This window comes from Novosphingobium sp. EMRT-2 (assembly GCF_005145025.1).
In the GTDB taxonomy this organism is placed as follows: Bacteria; Pseudomonadota; Alphaproteobacteria; order Sphingomonadales; family Sphingomonadaceae; genus Novosphingobium.
This window is the reverse complement of the sequence record NZ_CP039695.1, coordinates 2,722,023-2,737,788: the sequence shown is the minus strand read 5'-3', so window position 1 is coordinate 2,737,788 and position 15,766 is coordinate 2,722,023. Positions and strand designations below refer to the sequence as shown.

Below are 15,766 nucleotides of genomic sequence, written 5' to 3'. Positions count from 1 at the left end.
TCTCGCCGCTCAAACTGGGAACTGCCGGCGTCAGTTACAAGCGCCTTTGCGCAGGTTCTCCGTTCAGGCGGCGGCCGTGGTCAATTGCAAGGCGTGCAGCACACCGCCCATGCGGCCACCCAGCGCGGCATAGACCGCCTTGTGCTGGGCAACGCGCGAAAGCCCCTGGAACGAGGACGACACGACATGGGCGGCATAGTGATCGCCGTCGCCGGCAAGATCGGTGATGGTCACCTCCGCGTCCGGCAGCGCGGCGCGGATCATCGCCTCGATCTCGGCCGCAGCCATGGCCATCAGGCTTCGCCCATCAGCTGGCGGCGCGCATCCACCGCCTTGGCGTCCATCGCCGCGCGGATTTCGGCCTCGTCGGTTTCGACGCCGGCCGACACCAGATCGCCCAGCAGCTTGCGGATCACGTCCTCGTCACCGGCTTCCTCGAAATCCGCCTGGACGACGGACTTGGCATAGGCTTCGGTTTCCGCGGCATCGAGGCCCATGCGTTCGGCGGCCCACTGCCCCAGCAGGCGGTTGCGCCGCGCATGAATGCGGAACAGCGTTTCCTCGTCACGGGCGAACTTCGCTTCCTCGGCGCGCTCGCGATCGTCAAACATCGTCATGGCCAGTAAGTCCCTTCGGTCTTTCCCGAAGCGGATAATGAGCCTGTGGCCAGCCCGCAAGGGCGCATCGCGGTTTTCGCGACCTCTGGCGGCTATTCCACCTTCAGACCGGTCCAGTAGGCCAGGAACGAAAGCACATCCGCGCCGGACGCGATGACCTTCTCCACCGGCTTGCCCGATCCGTGGCCGGCCTTGCTTTCCACCCGCAGCAGATGCGGCTTGTCGCCGGTATCGGCGGCCTGCAGCGCAGCGACGTACTTGAAACTGTGTGCGGGCACGACCCGGTCGTCGGTATCCGCGGTGGTGACCAGCACCGCCGGATAAGCCGCGCCATGCACGTTGTGATAGGGCGAATAGGCCCGCAGCACGCGCCAGTCGGCTTCCTTTTCGGGGCTGCCGTAATCGTCCACCCAGAACCGGCCCGACGTGAACCGGTCGAACCGCAGCATGTCCATCACCCCCACGTCGGGGTTGGCCGCCGCGAACAGTTCCGGGCGCTGGTTGACCACCGCGCCCACCAGCAACCCGCCGTTGGAGCCGCCCTGCACCGCCAGCCCGTCGCGCGGGGTGATGCCCTGGCGGATCAGGTATTCGCCCGCCGCGATGAAATCGTCGAAGCTGTTCTGCTTCCGGTCCAGCCGTCCCGCGTCGTGCCAGGCCTTGCCGAACTCCCCGCCCCCGCGAATGTTGGCCAGCGCGAACACCCCGCCCGATTGCAGCCACGCCATCCGCACCGCCGAAAAGCCCGGCGTCAGCGAGATGTCGAAGCCGCCATAGCCGTAAAGCAGCGTGGGCGCGGGCTTGTTCGCCTGGGCCAGCGCCTTGCTGCGCACGATATACATCGGCACCATCGTCCCGTCCTTCGACGGATAGGTGCGCTGCTCCACCACGTAGTCGGCCGGATTGAACGCCAGGCGCGGCATGATGAACGGCGTGGCCTTGCCCGAACGCATGTCGAAGCGGAAGATCGCCGGGGGCTGGTTGAAGCTGGAGAACTGGTAGAACGTCTCGGGATCACCCGGCCGCCCCACGAACCCGCTGGCCGATCCGATCGTGTCGAGCGTGATCGCGCGCGACGGACGCCCGGCGAAATCGGTGACCATCGCCGTCCGCGCGCCGTCGTGCAGGTAGGACAGGATCAGGCGGTTGCCGATGATGGCCCCGCTGTCGAGCGTGTCGGTCCGCTCCGGGATCACCTCCTGCCAGGCCGGCGTCTCGCGCGACAGATCCAGCCGCGTCATGCGGTAATGCGGCGCGCCGGCATTGGTGATGAACCACAGCCGGTCCCCCATGCCTTCCACGAACTTCCAGTCGTGCTCGAAATCGGGGATGATCGCGCGGACCGGCCATTCGCCCTTCACATGATGGCGCAAGTCGATCACGTGGATGGCGTGGCGGGGCAGCGTGCTGATCTCGCTGGTGATGACCGCCCAGCGCCCGTCCGAACTCACCGTGGCCTTGTGCGACCATTCGGGATGGTCGGGCGTCGCATAGACAAGCTGGTCCTCGGCCTGGGACGTGCCGACGCGGTGATACCAGATCGCCTTATTATAGGTCGGCGCGCGGTATTCCTCGCCGGCCGCCGGTTGCGGAAAGCGCGAATAGAGGAAGCCTTCGTCGCCGATCCAGCCGATCTGCGTGTCGTTGGCCCAGGCCAGCCGGTCGTCCAGCACCTTGCCGTTGGCGACATCGACAACGCGCACCGTGCGCCAGTCGCTGCCGTCTTCCTGCACCGTGTAGGCCAGCAGGCGCCCACCGCGCGAAGGCACCCAGGCATCGAGCGCCACCGCCCCGTCCTGCGACCAGCCGTTGGGATCGATCAGCAAGCGCCCCTGCTTGTCCTCCGACCCCTGCACATAGAGGGCGGACTGGTTCTGCAGGCCGCCGTTGCGCAGATAGAAATAGCTGCGTCCCGCCTTGCGCGGCAGGCTGAAGCGTTCGTAGTTGAACAGCGCGCGGATGCGGGCTTCCATCGCGCCGCGCCCTGGCAGTTGCGCAAGGTAGGACGCGCTCGTCGCGTTCTGGCGCTTCACCCAGTCCGCGACATCGCCGTTGCTGCGCAGGTCCCCTTCCAGCCAGCGATAGGGATCGGCCACGTCCTGCCCGAAGACATGCTCGACCAGCGGATCGCGCCGGGTGACGGGGTAGGCGGCTTTGGGCAGAACCAGCCGCGCAGGCGGCACGGGCGCATGCTCGGCATGGACGGGCGCAACGTCCATATCGATACCGTCGTTCGCGTTCCCGCCGGCCGCCCATGCCGCCGGGGAGAGAAGCGCCAACACGGCACCCAGCCAGAGGCGTGGCACGCGCGGCATGTTCCTGTGTCCTGCTCCCAAACGTATTGCGCAGAATGTCTATCTGCTTGTTTCAACAACCTAGCACCGACCACGGCGCCAAGGCGAGCGCGATTTGCACCGGTTATGGCCGGGGTGACAGGCCCGTCCAGTGCGCCAGGAAGGCATAGACGTCCGCGGTTTCCTCGATCTGCTTGGCCACCGGCTTGCCCGACCCGTGCCCGGCGCGCGTTTCGATGCGGATCAGGTGCGGCTTCGGCCCGATGTCCGCCGCCTGCAACGCCGCCGCGTACTTGAAGCTGTGCCCCGGCACCACGCGATCGTCGGTATCGGCGGTGGTCACCAGAATCGCCGGATAGGCCGCGCCCGCGCGGATGTTGTGGTAGGGGGAATAGGCGCGCAGCACGCGCCAGTCGGCTTCCTTTTCCGGATAGCCATAGTCATCCACCCAATAGCGCCCAGCGGTGAACTGGTCGAAGCGCAGCATGTCCATGACGCCCACCGCCGGATGGGCCGCGGCGAACAGGTCGGGCCGCTGATTGACCACCGCCCCCGCCAGCAACCCGCCGTTGGAGCCGCCCTCGATGGCCAGGCCGTTCTTGGGCGTCACGCCGTTGGCGATCAGCCATTCGCCGGCCGCGATGAAATCGTCGAACACGTTCTGCTTCTTCGCGCGCCGGCCGGCATCGTGCCAGGCATCGCCATATTCGCCGCCGCCGCGCAGGTTGGCCACGGCATAGGCCCCGCCGCTTTCCAGCCACGCCATGCGCGCGGCGGAATAGGCGGGCGGCAGGCCGATGTTGAAGCCGCCATAGCCGTAGAGGATCGTCGGCACCGGCCCGCCGGCATCCTTGCGCCGCACCACGAACATCGGCACTTTCGTGCCGTCCTTCGACGGGTAGAACACCTGGTCAATGCGGTAGTCTTCCGGCCGGAACGTGAGCTTGACCGGCTGCCAGACCGCCGTCTTGCCGCTCGCGCTGTCGAACGCATGGACCGTGCCCGGCGTAGTAAAGCTGGTAAAGGCGAGGTAGCCATTGGCCCGCCCCGGCTTGCCGCTCAACCCCGCCACCGTCCCCGGCCCCGGCAGCGTCGCCGTGCCCAGCGGCTTTCCGTCGAGCGTGAACAGCCGCAATTCGGACTTCACGTCCTTGAGATAGGCCGCGACGATGCGGTCGCCCACGATATGCGCCCATTCGAGATTGCTGTCGCTTTCGGACACCACGGTCGTGAACACCGGCTCCGGCCCGGACAGGTCCACCCGCACGATCTTCTTGAGCGGCGCGCCATCGCCCGAAACGAACCACAGCCGGTCGCCTACGCCATCGATCAGGTCCCACTGCGCCTTCAGGTCCGGCACCAGCGACTTCACGGTCCAGTCGCCCCGTCCGATCGGCGCGACATGCACGATCGCCAGCGGGTCGGTGCCTTCGTGGCTCGACACGACCATCCAGCGCCCGTCGCTGGTCACGCTGGCGCCGTGCCCCAGCTTGGGGCGGTCCGGCGTCGCATAGACCGCCCGGTCCTGCGACTGGGGCGTGCCCAGCTTGTGGTAATAGATCGTCTGGTCGTAGTTCAGCGCCTGGAAGGCCGCGCCCTGCTTCGGTTCGGGAAAGCGTGAATAGAGCACGCCGTCGTCGCCCGCCCAGGCGATCCCGCTGAACTTCACCCAGCGCAGCTCATCGGCCAGCGATGACCCGTCCGCCGCCCGCACGAATTTCAGTGTGCGCCAGTCCGAACCGCCGTCCTGCACCGTATAGGCCAGCAGGTTGCCATCCGGCGAAGGCTTCCACGCATCGAGCGCGGTCGCCCCGTCCTTGGCCCAGGTGTTCGGATCGAGCAGCACGCGGGCGGTGTCCGCCGGCGCATCCTTGTCGCGCACCAGCAGCTGCGCCTGGTTCATCAGCCCGCTGTTATAGGCATAGAACAGCCGGCCGCCCTCTTCCACCGGCACGCCATAGCGCTGGTAATCGAACAGGGCGTGCAGCCGCGTCTCGAACGCCGCGCGCTCGGGCAATTGCGCGAGATAGGCGGCGGTGAACGCGCTTTGCGCGGCCACCCACTGCTCCACCGCCGCATCAGTGCGGACATCCGCCTCCAGCCAGCGATAGGGATCGGGCACCTTCTCGCCGAAGGCCTCGTCGACGACGGGGCCGCGTGCCGTGGCGGGATAGGCGGGAAGAACGGGAGTCTGGGATGTCACGGAGGCAGCCTGTGCGGTGAAGAGTGGTACGGTCCCGAGCGCGAGCGCGGTCGCCGATACGAAAAGCCCTGCTGTGCCAATCTTCGCCATGCGCCCTCGTTGTCTCTGTCCGGAACCGGACCTCCAACGTAATTCGCCGCGCCCTTGCGGCAAGGCCAACCGCAGGGCAGCAACATAAGAAAACGGGCGGAAGCCACCTGGCCCCGCCCGTTTTCCTGTTTTGCGATGACGCGAAGCGCGATCAGGCGGCTTCGTATTCGTCCTCGTCGGCCATGATGACCGGGCCGGAATCCTGGCCCTTGGCCGAGGTGTCACGGTCGATCAGTTCGATCACGGCGATCGGCGCGGCGTCCGACGCGCGGTAACCGGCCTTGATGATGCGGGTATAGCCACCGTTGCGATCGGCATAGCGGGTGGCCAGCACGTCGAACAGCTTCACCAGCTGCGCATCGTCCAGCAGACGGGCGTGGGCAAGGCGACGGTTGGAAAGGCCGCCCTTCTTGGCCAGCGTGATCAGCTTTTCGATATAGGGACGCAGTTCGCGCGCCTTCGGCAGCGTGGTGGTGATCTGCTCGTGCTTGATCAGCGAGGCAGACAGGTTGCGCAGCAGCGCGATGCGGTGGGACGAGGTACGACCCAGCTTCCGCTGGCCCAGCTTATGACGCATGTTTCTTTCTCCGTTCGTAGGGGGGCCGTATCAGGTACCCCGATCCAGGCGGCCATTGCGGGGCGCCGCCCATTGCCCCATGCAACGAAGCCCCGGCGTGGTGCCGGGGCGACGTGCTTAGCCCAGCAGCTCCTGTTCGAGCTTCTTGGCCATTTCCTCGATGTTTTCCGGCGGCCAGCCGGGGATGTCCATGCCAAGGCGCAGGCCCATCGACGACAGGACTTCCTTGATCTCGTTGAGCGACTTGCGGCCGAAGTTCGGCGTGCGCAGCATCTCGGCCTCGGTCTTCTGGACCAGATCGCCGATGTAGATGATGTTGTCGTTCTTGAGGCAGTTGGCCGACCGCACCGACAGCTCCAGTTCGTCCACCTTCTTGAGCAGGTAGCGGTTGAGCTGGTTGGCGTCGTTCTCTTCCGGCGTGTGCGCGGCAAGGCCGGCCATCGCGGGCACGTGGCCGGTCGGCACCTGATCGTCGAAGTGGACGAACAGCGCCAGCTGATCCTGCAGGATGCGCGCGGCATAGGCCACGGCGTCTTCCGGCGTCACGGTGCCGTCGGTTTCGACCGTCAGGCTCAGCTTGTCGAAGTCAAGCTCCTGGCCGATACGGGCGTTGTCGACCTTGTAGGAAACCTGGCGCACCGGCGAATAGAGCGAGTCGATCGGGATCAGCCCGATCGGCGCGTCGGCCGGACGGTTCGACACGGCGGGGACATAGCCCTTGCCGGTATCGCACGTCAGTTCCATGTTGAAGGTCGCGCCTTCGTCGAGATGACAGATCACGAGATCCTTGTTCATCACCTCGATGTCGCCGGTCACGGCGATGTCGCCGGCCTTCACTTCGCCCGGTCCGGTCGCCGAAAGCTGGAGACGCTTCGGGCCTTCGCCCTGCATCTTCAGCGCAATCTGCTTCACGTTGAGCACGATGTCGGTCACGTCCTCGCGCACCCCGGCGAGCGACGAGAACTCGTGCAGCACGTTCTCGATCTTGATCGAGGTGACGGCAGCACCCTGCAACGACGAGAGCAGCACGCGGCGAAGCGCATTGCCGAGCGTAAGGCCGAAGCCACGCTCGAGCGGCTCGGCGACGAACGTCGCACGGCGCTTCGGATCAGAGCCGGGCTTGATCTCGAGATTGTTGGGCTTCTTCAGTTCCTGCCAGTTCTTGATGTTGACAGTCATGGAATTCCCCTGGGGTTTGTCGGGACGCCGGCCGTCGACTGAGGGAGCCGCGGACCGATCGGAATTGGGCGGGCGCGTCAGGTACCGTGACGCGCCGCCAAGGGCAGGATCAGACGCGACGGCGCTTCGACGGACGAACGCCGTTGTGCGGGATCGGCGTCACATCGCGGATCGCGGTGATCGTGAAGCCGACCGCCTGCAGCGCGCGCAGCGCGCTTTCGCGACCCGAACCCGGGCCCTTCACTTCGACTTCGAGCGTGCGGACGCCGTGTTCGGCGGCCTTCTTGCCCGCGTCGTCCGCCGCAACCTGCGCGGCATAGGGCGTCGACTTGCGGCTGCCCTTGAAGCCCATCATGCCGGCCGAGGACCAGCTGATGGCGTTGCCCTGGGCGTCGGTGATGGTGATCATGGTGTTATTGAAGCTGGCATTGACGTGCGCGACACCACTGGTGATGTTCTTGCGCTCCCGCCGCTTGATACGCTGAGGTTCGCGAGCCATTTCTTGAAATCCTGTCGAGAAACCGTTGGAAGATCTGCCTTGTAAGGCGCGATCTTACTTCTTCTTGCCGGCGATCGGCTTGGCCTTGCCCTTGCGGGTGCGGGCGTTCGTGTGCGTGCGCTGGCCGCGGACCGGCAGGCCCTTGCGGTGACGCAGGCCGCGATAGCAGGCCAGGTCCATCAGGCGCTTGATGTTCATCGCGGTTTCGCGACGGAGATCGCCTTCCACGGTGTGTTCAGCGTCGATCGTTTCACGGATCTGGAGCACTTCGGCGTCCGACAGATCCTGTACGCGGCGGCTGTGATCAATGCCCAGCTTGTCGGCGATCTGCTTCGCCTTGAACGGGCCGATACCGTGAATGTAAGTCAGCGCAACGATAACACGCTTGTTGGTGGGGATGTTTACCCCGGCAATACGAGCCACTTGTTTCTCCTGCTCCACAGGGGAGGAGCCGATCCGGCCGCAACCCCCATCTCATCGCGTTTCACCCGCTCAAACGGCAAAAAGCCCGGACAGCGCAGTCTTGTTCGCGCTTGCCGGACGTCTCCCTGAAATCGAGTGAAAGGCGCGCTTAGGCGGATTCGCAAGCCGCGTCAACAGAAAGCTGCGCGCACGTAAGACGGCATGACACCATCATGTCACCACGCGAAGCTGCTGTGACGCGCATCATAGCCAAGACCGGGTCCGAGGTCAAAGGAAGCCGATCACTCTGCGCTCGCCCGCTTGGGGTCCGGCCGATGAAGAGCCCAATTTACAAGCTTTTACAACCACAAGACCCGTTCCCGCCTATGATCCGGTTACCGTTCCGCGGTCGCGATTCGGACGGCGGCATCGCGTCCGGCACGGCCCTTTGACGCCGGAATGCGGTTTCGCGCCGGTGCAGGGAAACGGGAAAACGGAAGACCGGTGGGAGGCATGACGTGATACGCGTGATTCTTGTAGCGACCGCGCTTTTGCTCGCCGCCTGCAGCCTGTTCGGCGGGCCGGCATCGGCCGATGTCGAAAAGGTGGCGCGCGAACAGATGGTTGCCGGCCTTCCGCCGTCGCTGGAACCCCATGCCCGCGAAGCGCTGGTCACGGCGGCCGCGCGCGCGACCGTCGCCTCCAGCGGCCCCTGCAACGCCGCCAACAGCCCGGACGGCGCCTATGCCTGCACGGTGCAGGTAACCTCCACGCCGCCGGGGTCGAGCGCGCCGATCACGCAGCAGTTCGTGGTCGTGCTCAAGAAGGACCAGAGCGGCTGGGTTTCCGCGTCCTGACCGCCCTGCCGGTGTGACGCGCGAACAGGAAAGGCGGCATCGCCCCGCGACGCCGCCCGTTCCGCTTCAGACCACGCCGAACGCCAGCATCGCATCGGCCACTTTCTTGAAGCCGGCGATGTTCGCGCCCTTCACATAGTCGATATAGCCGCCGCCCTGATCGCCATAGGCCAGGCAAGAGCTGTGAATGCCGGCCATGATGTCCTTCAACATCTGCTGGAGCTCGTCCTCCTTCCACGCGCGGCGTTCCGAATTCTGGCTCATTTCCAGCCCCGAAACCGCCACGCCGCCCGCGTTGGACGCCTTGCCGGGGGCGTAGAGGATCTTCGCCGCCTTGAACACGTGCACGCCGTCAAGGTCGGTCGGCATGTTGGCGCCTTCCGAAACCGCGCGGCAGCCGTTGGCGATCAGCATCTTCGCGTCCTCGCCCAGCAGCTCGTTCTGCGTCGCGCAGGGCAGCGCCACGTCGCACGGCACGCCCCACGGCGTCTTGCCTTCGTGGAAGGTCGCAGCGGGGAATGCCTCCACATAGTCCTGAATGCGGCCCCGGCGATGGGTCTTGTGCGTCTTCACCCAGTTGATCTTTTCCTGGGTGATCCCGTCGGGATCGTGGATGAAGCCCCCCGAATCCGACAGTGTCAGCACTTTGCCGCCCAGCTGGACGATCTTTTCCGCCGCGTGGGTGGCGACATTGCCCGATCCCGAGATCACCGCCGTCTTGCCGACAAGATCCTCGCCTTTCGTCGCCAGCATGTTGGCCAGGAAATAGACCGCGCCATAACCGGTCGCCTCGGTGCGGATCAGCGATCCGCCCCATTCCAGCCCCTTGCCGGTCAGCACCCCGGTGAAGTTGTTGGTGATGCGCTTGTACTGGCCGAACATGAAGCCGATCTCGCGCCCGCCCACGCCGATGTCGCCCGCCGGCACGTCGACGTCGGCGCCGATGTGGCGATAAAGCTCGGTCATGAAGCTCTGGCAGAAGCGCATGATCTCGCGCACGCTCTTGCCCTTGGGGTTGAAGTTCGATCCCCCCTTGCCGCCGCCCATCGGCAGACCGGTCAGGGCGTTCTTGAACGTCTGCTCGAAGGCCAGGAACTTCAGAACGGATTCGGTCACGGAAGGATGGAAGCGGATGCCGCCCTTGTAGGGGCCGATCGCGTTGTTGTTCTGCACGCGCCAGCCCCGCTGCACGCGGATGTTGCCGTTGTCGTCTTCCCAGCAGACGCGGAACGAGACCACCCGGTCCGGCTCGGCGATCCGGCGCAGGATCTGCTGCGCGTGGTATTCTTCCTTGTCGGCGATGAAATCGAAAATGTCCTCGGCAACCTCCTGCACCGCCTGGACGAACTCCGGCTGGTACGGGTTGCGCTTCTTGACGCCTTCCATGAAGGTCGGCAGGTCAACATGATCGGAAACGGCCACGGTCTTCTCCCCATGCGCCAGACGTGATCGCCTGGCTTCGGAACACGCCTGCGGCCCGTGACGCGCCTGTCCCCGGACACTCCGAGTCGCGCTTTTGTTTCCGGGAGATTAGCCGTTTTTCGCGCGGGCAAAAGAGCGCGCGCGAAAAGCGTTCAACGCCGTGGTTGCGCGCCCGGGCGCTTGGCGGGCGCCTTCTTGAGCGCGGCATCGAAAGCTGCCCTGGCGGCATCGTTCGCCGCCTCGTCCCCGCCCGGCGCGGTGGCCGGAGGCGCGGCCGGGGAAGGAGCCTTCGCCGGTTGTGCGGGAGTCGCCTTGCCAGGTTTGGGCGCAGCGGGCACGGGCGCGGCCGGTTTGGCGATATGCGCGGCCAGCAGCGAGATCTGCTCCGCCAGCATCCGGTCCACCGCCGGCGCGATCTGGTCGACCTTGTAGCGCATGTACCCGCCGACAACGTATTCCCAGGTGATGTGCGTGCCCGTGTCCGTCGCGCGCAAGGCCATCGTCAGCGTACCGGTCAGCGCTTCGGACTGGAGCGGTCCGAGCGCGCCGCTCAGCCGCAGCACGCGGTTCGGCTCGACGTAGATCACGCGCATGTGCTGCACGCCGCCCGCCGGCTGCGTGGCCGGCGTGCCCTTGGGCGGCGGGAAGCGCTCGCAGAAGCAGCCGCCGACGGTCGGGCTGAGCGACAGGTTGGTACCGCTGCCGGAAAAGGTGTGGGCCGACGACCACCAGGCACCGGGCGCGGTCATCGCGCGCCACGTCTCGGCCGGCGTGGCGGATACGTCGGCCACTTCGCGGACCACGAAGCCGACATCGGATTGCGCCGTGACTTCGGCCGACGCGGGCATGGTGATCGCGCCCGCCAGCAAGGCGCCTACCAGAACCTTATTCCGCACAGGCGCCCCCCTTGGCTTGCCTCTCAGCCTAGTCCCGTCAGCGCTGTTTATCCGTTCTTGAGAATCGCCTCAATAGCGGCCGTCACCGCGTCCATCTCGGCCATGCCGTCCACGCGCGAAACGATGCCGCGCGCCTCGTAGATCGGCAGGATCGGCGCGGTCTTGGCGCGGTATTCGGCCATGCGCGTGCGGACGGTTTCCTCGTTGTCGTCGGGACGGCGCTTGAACTCGTGCCCGCCGCACTTGTCGCAGGTGCCGGCAACCTTGGGTTGCTCGAACGTGTCGTGATAGCCCTTGCCGCAGGTGGCGCAGGTGTAGCGGCCGGTGATGCGCTCGACCAGCGCATCCTCGTTGACTTCCAGCTCGATCACGTGATCCAGCGCGCGGCCGCGGCTGGCGAGGATGGCGTCGAGCGATTCCGCCTGCGGCGCGGTGCGCGGATAGCCGTCGAAGATCGCGCCCTGGCCCGCCGGCATCGCGTCCAGCTCGTCGCCGATCAGCGCGGAGACGATCTCGTCGGACACCAGCTCGCCGGCTTCCATCACGGCCTTGGCCTTCAGCCCCACCGGCGTGCCGGCCTTGACCGCGGCGCGCAGCATGTCGCCGGTCGAAAGCTGCTTCATGCCATGGCGTTCGACCAGACGCTGCGCCTGTGTGCCCTTGCCCGCTCCCGGCGGCCCCAGCAGGATGATATTCATCGGCATTCCCCCTTCTCTGCACCTCTCCGAGCAGCCGAGGCTGCTCAGCGCAGGCGTCCCTTCAGCTTGGCCTTCTTGATCAGGTCGCCATACTGGTGCGCCAGCAGGTGCGACTGGATCTGCGTGATCGTGTCCACGGTCACGTTGACCACGATCAGCAGGCTCGTGCCGCCAAAGAACAACGTGCCCATGCCCGTTTCGGCCATGATGTATTCGGGCACAACACAGACGATGGTAATATAGGCTGCGCCCAGCACGGTGATGCGGGTCAGCACGTAATCGAGGTAGTTCGCGGTGTTCTTGCCCGGGCGGATGCCGGGGATGAAGCCGCCGTTGCGCTTCAGGTTGTCGGCGGTTTCCTCGGGGTTGAACACCACGGCGGTGTAGAAGAAGCTGAAGAAGATGATGCCCAGCGCATAGAGCAGCATGTACAGCGGCTTGCCATGGCCAAGGTACTGGTTCAGCGCGATCACCACCTTGCCCATCACCGAATCCGGCTTCAGCGCGTTGCCGGCGAACTGCGTGATGGTCAGCGGCAGCAGCAGCAGCGAGCTGGCGAAGATCGGCGGGATGACGCCGGCGGTGTTGATCTTCAGCGGCAGGTGGCTGCGATCGGCATTCATCATGCCGCGCTGCGTCGCGCGCTTGGGGTACTGGATCAGCAGGCGCCGGGTGGCGCGCTCCATGAAGCAGATCATCACCACGAGCGCGAGGATCATCACGGTGACGCCGGCGATCACGAAGGGCGAGATCGAGCCGGTGCGGCCACCTTCGAACAGGTTCGAGATGAACTTGGGCATCTGCGCGACGATGCCGGCCATGATGATCAGCGAAACGCCGTTGCCGATCCCGCGCGAAGTGATCTGTTCGCCCAGCCACAGCAGGAACATCGTGCCGCCGATCAGGCTGACCACCGCGCCGACGCGGAACAGGTAGCCGGGATTGACCACCGCCTGCAGCCCGCTCGACGCGCCATAGGCTTCAAGGCCCGAGGCGAGGAACCAGCCCTGCACAGCGGTCAGGAACACCGCGCCATAGCGGGTGTACTGGTTCAGCTTCTTGCGCCCGCTTTCGCCTTCCTTCTTCAGCGCGGCCAGCGCCGGATGAAGCGACGCGGCCAGCTGCACCACGATCGAGGCGGTGATATAGGGCATCACGCCCAGCGCGATCAGGCTCATGCGCTGGAGCGAACCGCCCGAAAAGGCGTTGAAGATATCAAGGATGCCGCCCCGCGTCTGGTCGTAGAGCGATTCCAGGATCAGCGGGTTCACCCCCGGCAGCGGCACGAAGCTGAGGAAGCGGAAAACGATCAGCGCGCCGATCGTGAACCAGATGCGCTTCTTGAGCTCGGTCGCCTTCGAGAAGTTGGCCAGGTTGAGGTTGCTGGCGATGTTATCGGCGCGTGATGCCATTTTCGGGTTTCAAGCCTCGCTGTGGCGCCGGACTGAAAAACCGGCCCGCTTCACTATATGAGCAAGCCCATATAGTGCGGGCGCGGGGATGCAAGAACCCCCGCGCCCGAAACAAGCGATAAATCAGGCGGCGGGAGCGGCCTTGACGATCACTTCGACCGAACCGCCGGCCTTTTCGACGGCTTCCTTGGCGCCCTTGCTGACGCCGGCCACCTTGAAGCTGACCTTGGACGAGAATTCGCCCTTGCCCAGCAGGCGCACGCCGTCCTTGCCGCCACGGGCCAGGCCCGCGCCCTTGAGCGCCGCGTGATCGACCACCGAACCGGCATCGAGCTTGCCCGCCTCGATCGCCTTCTGGATCAGGCCCAGGTTCACCTCGGCATAGTCCTTGGCGAAGATGTTGTTGAAGCCGCGCTTCGGCAGGCGCATGTGCAGCGGCATCTGGCCGCCTTCGAATCCGGCAATCGAAACGCCCGAACGCGCCTTGGCGCCCTTCTGGCCGCGGCCGGCGGTCTTGCCCTTGCCCGAACCGATGCCGCGCCCGACGCGCATCCGGCCCTTGCGGGCGCCATTGTTGTCACGAAGATCGTTCAGCTTGGTCATGTCTTGCACTCGCTTTCGCTTTGAGTCGCGCTTGATGGAATGGGCGCGCATAGGCGAAGCGGCGGGGCTTGTCACCCCACAATGGGCTTTGCGATCAGCTCAATGACTCTCGCACAACTTCCGGCAACGACGGCGCGAGCGGCAATCCCAACGCGCCGATCCCATGCAGCGCGGCAATCCCGAAGACCAACGCGGGCAGCAAGAAGCCCAGCCAGAAGACCTCCGCCCGCAAGGCGCGCATGGCGTTCTTCACGGACCGCCGTTGCTTGTCGAACCCCGCACGCGTCTCCCGCAACTCGGCGAGCATTGGCGGCCCCTGCTCCTGCAAAACCCGTAGGAGCGTTTCGATATCGCGCCCTTGGACGGCGAATGGCAACATTTCCACACGCTCGCTAATGCGCTCGAACAAGGCTGCACTCCCTGTCTCCTCGACAGCTCTAGCAAATACGCTAGCTAAGCCATCTTCATGAATGTGCAGTCTTATTCGATTCTCCAGCGCCTGCCACACGTAGTTGGCATCCTCTTTCTGCCAGACATCCGAAACGGCTCGGGCAAGCCTCTCCCGGCTAGGTATCCGATCGGGCGTCTCCAAGGCTTTGGCGATCTCCGCATCGTGCACGAACGCCTCGATCGATTGCTGCTGGGCGCCGATCTGGTCGATTACCGCCGCGAACCTCTTGTAGAGTTGCTCATAGGGAGCCGTCCGCTCGGCGATTTCATTCTGCCCCTGCACATAGGGTCTGATGGCGTTGTAATAACTGAGCCACAACGAAGCCAGGCTGATCGCAGCTGCCGCCAGCAACGCGACAATCAGGAAGGGCGTATTCAACGATCCCACGGGAACGTCGAATATTTTCAGTTGCTGCAGGCTCTCCGGCCTGATCGAGCTGACCGCAAAGGCAACGACCGACAGGGTGATCGCCGTCGTGCGCGATTTATAGAACTGATCCGGAATATTCGTCACGCCGCCCCTCTGTCTGGCATTTTACCGTCGGGAGCGTGACGAGTCGAGCGCCCTGCCGGACGCGGCGGGCAACCCTCTATCCTGTCACACAAGAAAGGCCCCGGCGTTTCCACCGGGGCCTTCTGATTGCGTTCACCCGAACCCTCGGCTCAGTCGACCACCGCCACCATGTGCGGCAGCTTGGCCAGCGCGCCGCGAACTTCGGCGGTGTCTTCCACCTCGACCACGCGGTGCATCTTGCCGAGACCCAGACCGACCAGAATCTTCTTCTGGCTTTCCGGGCGGCGGATCGGCGAGCCGATCTGCTTGATCTTGATCTTCGCCATGTCTCTTACTCCACGATGGCTTCGGCGGCGGCTTCCGCCTCCACCGCGCTGGCGCCACCGCGACCGAGCAGGTCGGCGACCTTCTTGCCGCGACGCTGGGCGACCGACTTCGGCGAAGTCTGGTCCTGCAGCGCGTCGAAGGTAGCGCGGATCATGTTGTAGGGGTTCGAGGTGCCGACCGACTTGGTCACCACGTCGTGAACGCCCAGGCTTTCGAAGACGGCGCGCATCGGACCGCCGGCGATGATGCCGGTACCGGCCGGAGCCGAACGGACGTTGACCTTGCCCGCGCCGAAACGGCCCTTGCCGTCATGGTGCAGGGTGCGGCCTTCCTTCAGCGGAACGCGGACCATCTTCTTCTTGGCGGAAGCGGTGGCCTTGGTGATGGCTTCGGGCACTTCGCGCGCCTTGCCATGCCCGAAGCCGACGCGGCCCTTGCCATCGCCGACCACGACCAGCGCGGCAAAGCCGAAGCGCTTGCCGCCCTTCACGGTCTTGGAAACGCGGTTGATGTGGACGAGCTTTTCGATCAGCTCCTCGCCACCTTCTTCCTCGTTGTTGCCACGACCGCGACGGTCGTCGCGACGGCCACGGCCGCCACGCTCACCGCGCTCGCCACGATCACCGCCACGGCCACGGCCGCGACGACCTTCACGCTGCTCACCGGCGCCAGCGCCGGCTTCGACGGCGACGGCTGCGCCTTCCAGGTTGGTTTCGTCAGCCATGC

17 protein-coding genes are annotated in these 15,766 nt (G+C 65.5%); 1 reads left to right on the top strand and 16 read right to left on the bottom strand.

From position 1 onward, the window contains the following. Window positions 1-63 precede the first annotated feature (63 nt). The 8 genes from FA702_RS13495 to rpsM all read right to left on the bottom strand — a co-directional run bounded on the left by FA702_RS13495 (window position 64) and on the right by rpsM (window position 7,882). Complete coding sequence (locus FA702_RS13495; protein ID WP_136956547.1) at window positions 64-294, bottom strand: BolA/IbaG family iron-sulfur metabolism protein; 231 nt, start codon at window positions 292-294, stop codon at window positions 64-66. Continuing rightward, window positions 294-617 carry a DUF1476 domain-containing protein gene (locus tag FA702_RS13490; protein ID WP_124809373.1) on the bottom strand — a complete coding sequence of 108 codons (324 nt, stop codon included), beginning with the start codon at window positions 615-617 and terminating at the stop codon, window positions 294-296. The genes FA702_RS13495 and FA702_RS13490 overlap by 1 nt, the downstream gene beginning before the upstream one ends. Window positions 618-709: 92 nt before the next feature. Then, window positions 710-2,932: a prolyl oligopeptidase family protein gene (locus tag FA702_RS13485; RefSeq protein WP_136956546.1), complete on the bottom strand. Its 2,223-nt coding sequence runs from the start codon at window positions 2,930-2,932 to the stop codon at window positions 710-712. 103 nt (window positions 2,933-3,035) lie between these two features. Beyond that, on the bottom strand, window positions 3,036-5,204 hold the full coding sequence (locus FA702_RS13480; protein ID WP_136956545.1) for a prolyl oligopeptidase family protein: 2,169 nt from the start codon (window positions 5,202-5,204) through the stop codon (window positions 3,036-3,038). 151 nt (window positions 5,205-5,355) lie between these two features. Then, window positions 5,356-5,781: a 50S ribosomal protein L17 gene (gene rplQ / locus FA702_RS13475; RefSeq protein WP_136956544.1), complete on the bottom strand. Its 426-nt coding sequence runs from the start codon at window positions 5,779-5,781 to the stop codon at window positions 5,356-5,358. 117 nt (window positions 5,782-5,898) lie between these two features. Then, window positions 5,899-6,960, bottom strand: coding sequence for a DNA-directed RNA polymerase subunit alpha (locus FA702_RS13470; RefSeq protein ID WP_124809377.1), 1,062 nt, complete (start codon window positions 6,958-6,960; stop codon window positions 5,899-5,901). A 109-nt stretch (window positions 6,961-7,069) separates the two neighbouring features. Further along, on the bottom strand, window positions 7,070-7,459 hold the full coding sequence (rpsK, locus tag FA702_RS13465) for a 30S ribosomal protein S11 (RefSeq protein ID WP_008065643.1): 390 nt from the start codon (window positions 7,457-7,459) through the stop codon (window positions 7,070-7,072). Between the two features lie 54 nt (window positions 7,460-7,513). Continuing rightward, window positions 7,514-7,882, bottom strand: a complete 369-nt coding sequence (gene rpsM, locus FA702_RS13460) for a 30S ribosomal protein S13 (RefSeq protein WP_124809378.1) — start codon at window positions 7,880-7,882, stop codon at window positions 7,514-7,516. Between the two features lie 506 nt (window positions 7,883-8,388). Between rpsM and FA702_RS13455 the strand changes: the two genes are divergently transcribed. After that, on the top strand, window positions 8,389-8,718 hold the full coding sequence (locus tag FA702_RS13455) for a hypothetical protein (RefSeq protein ID WP_136956543.1): 330 nt from the start codon (window positions 8,389-8,391) through the stop codon (window positions 8,716-8,718). Between the two features lie 66 nt (window positions 8,719-8,784). On the opposite strand, the gene gdhA is transcribed toward FA702_RS13455, so the two are convergent. The 8 genes from gdhA to rpsE all read right to left on the bottom strand — a co-directional run bounded on the left by gdhA (window position 8,785) and on the right by rpsE (window position 15,764). Beyond that, window positions 8,785-10,140: an NADP-specific glutamate dehydrogenase gene (gene gdhA, locus FA702_RS13450; protein WP_136956542.1), complete on the bottom strand. Its 1,356-nt coding sequence runs from the start codon at window positions 10,138-10,140 to the stop codon at window positions 8,785-8,787. A gap of 152 nt (window positions 10,141-10,292) precedes the next feature. After that, a complete protein-coding gene (locus FA702_RS13445; protein ID WP_136956541.1) occupies window positions 10,293-11,036 on the bottom strand; it encodes an SRPBCC family protein in 744 nt (247 codons plus the stop codon). A 47-nt stretch (window positions 11,037-11,083) separates the two neighbouring features. Next, entirely contained in the window at window positions 11,084-11,734 is a 651-nt protein-coding gene (locus tag FA702_RS13440) for an adenylate kinase (RefSeq protein ID WP_136956540.1), read from the bottom strand. Window positions 11,735-11,778: 44 nt separating this feature from the next. Further along, window positions 11,779-13,146 (bottom strand): preprotein translocase subunit SecY, encoded by a 1,368-nt coding sequence (gene secY / locus FA702_RS13435; protein WP_136956539.1) that lies wholly within the window; start codon window positions 13,144-13,146, stop codon window positions 11,779-11,781. A gap of 123 nt (window positions 13,147-13,269) precedes the next feature. Beyond that, complete coding sequence (rplO, locus tag FA702_RS13430) at window positions 13,270-13,749, bottom strand: 50S ribosomal protein L15 (RefSeq protein WP_136956538.1); 480 nt, start codon at window positions 13,747-13,749, stop codon at window positions 13,270-13,272. A 94-nt stretch (window positions 13,750-13,843) separates the two neighbouring features. Continuing rightward, complete coding sequence (locus FA702_RS13425; RefSeq protein WP_136956537.1) at window positions 13,844-14,713, bottom strand: hypothetical protein; 870 nt, start codon at window positions 14,711-14,713, stop codon at window positions 13,844-13,846. Window positions 14,714-14,862: 149 nt separating this feature from the next. Beyond that, window positions 14,863-15,039, bottom strand: coding sequence for a 50S ribosomal protein L30 (rpmD, locus tag FA702_RS13420; protein WP_124809385.1), 177 nt, complete (start codon window positions 15,037-15,039; stop codon window positions 14,863-14,865). Window positions 15,040-15,044: 5 nt separating this feature from the next. Then, window positions 15,045-15,764, bottom strand: a complete 720-nt coding sequence (gene rpsE, locus FA702_RS13415; RefSeq protein ID WP_136956536.1) for a 30S ribosomal protein S5 — start codon at window positions 15,762-15,764, stop codon at window positions 15,045-15,047. Window positions 15,765-15,766 lie beyond the last annotated feature (2 nt).

Excerpts from the sequence above, each read along its gene's own strand:
- FA702_RS13495 (WP_136956547.1), bottom strand. The coding sequence starts at position 294 with ATGGCCATGGCTGCGGCCGAGATCGAGGCGATGATCCGCGCCGCGCTG.
- FA702_RS13490 (WP_124809373.1), bottom strand. The coding sequence starts at position 617 with ATGACGATGTTTGACGATCGCGAGCGCGCCGAGGAAGCGAAGTTCGCC.
- FA702_RS13440 (WP_136956540.1), bottom strand. The coding sequence starts at position 11,734 with ATGAATATCATCCTGCTGGGGCCGCCGGGAGCGGGCAAGGGCACACAG.
- rpsE (WP_136956536.1), bottom strand. The coding sequence starts at position 15,764 with ATGGCTGACGAAACCAACCTGGAAGGCGCAGCCGTCGCCGTCGAAGCC.
- FA702_RS13470 (WP_124809377.1), bottom strand. The coding sequence starts at position 6,960 with ATGACTGTCAACATCAAGAACTGGCAGGAACTGAAGAAGCCCAACAAT.
- FA702_RS13485 (WP_136956546.1), bottom strand. The coding sequence starts at position 2,932 with ATGCCGCGCGTGCCACGCCTCTGGCTGGGTGCCGTGTTGGCGCTTCTC.
- rpmD (WP_124809385.1), bottom strand. The coding sequence starts at position 15,039 with ATGGCGAAGATCAAGATCAAGCAGATCGGCTCGCCGATCCGCCGCCCG.
- rplO (WP_136956538.1), bottom strand. The coding sequence starts at position 13,749 with ATGACCAAGCTGAACGATCTTCGTGACAACAATGGCGCCCGCAAGGGC.
- rpsK (WP_008065643.1), bottom strand. The coding sequence starts at position 7,459 with ATGGCTCGCGAACCTCAGCGTATCAAGCGGCGGGAGCGCAAGAACATC.
- FA702_RS13480 (WP_136956545.1), bottom strand. The coding sequence starts at position 5,204 with ATGGCGAAGATTGGCACAGCAGGGCTTTTCGTATCGGCGACCGCGCTC.
- rplQ (WP_136956544.1), bottom strand. The coding sequence starts at position 5,781 with ATGCGTCATAAGCTGGGCCAGCGGAAGCTGGGTCGTACCTCGTCCCAC.
- secY (WP_136956539.1), bottom strand. The coding sequence starts at position 13,146 with ATGGCATCACGCGCCGATAACATCGCCAGCAACCTCAACCTGGCCAAC.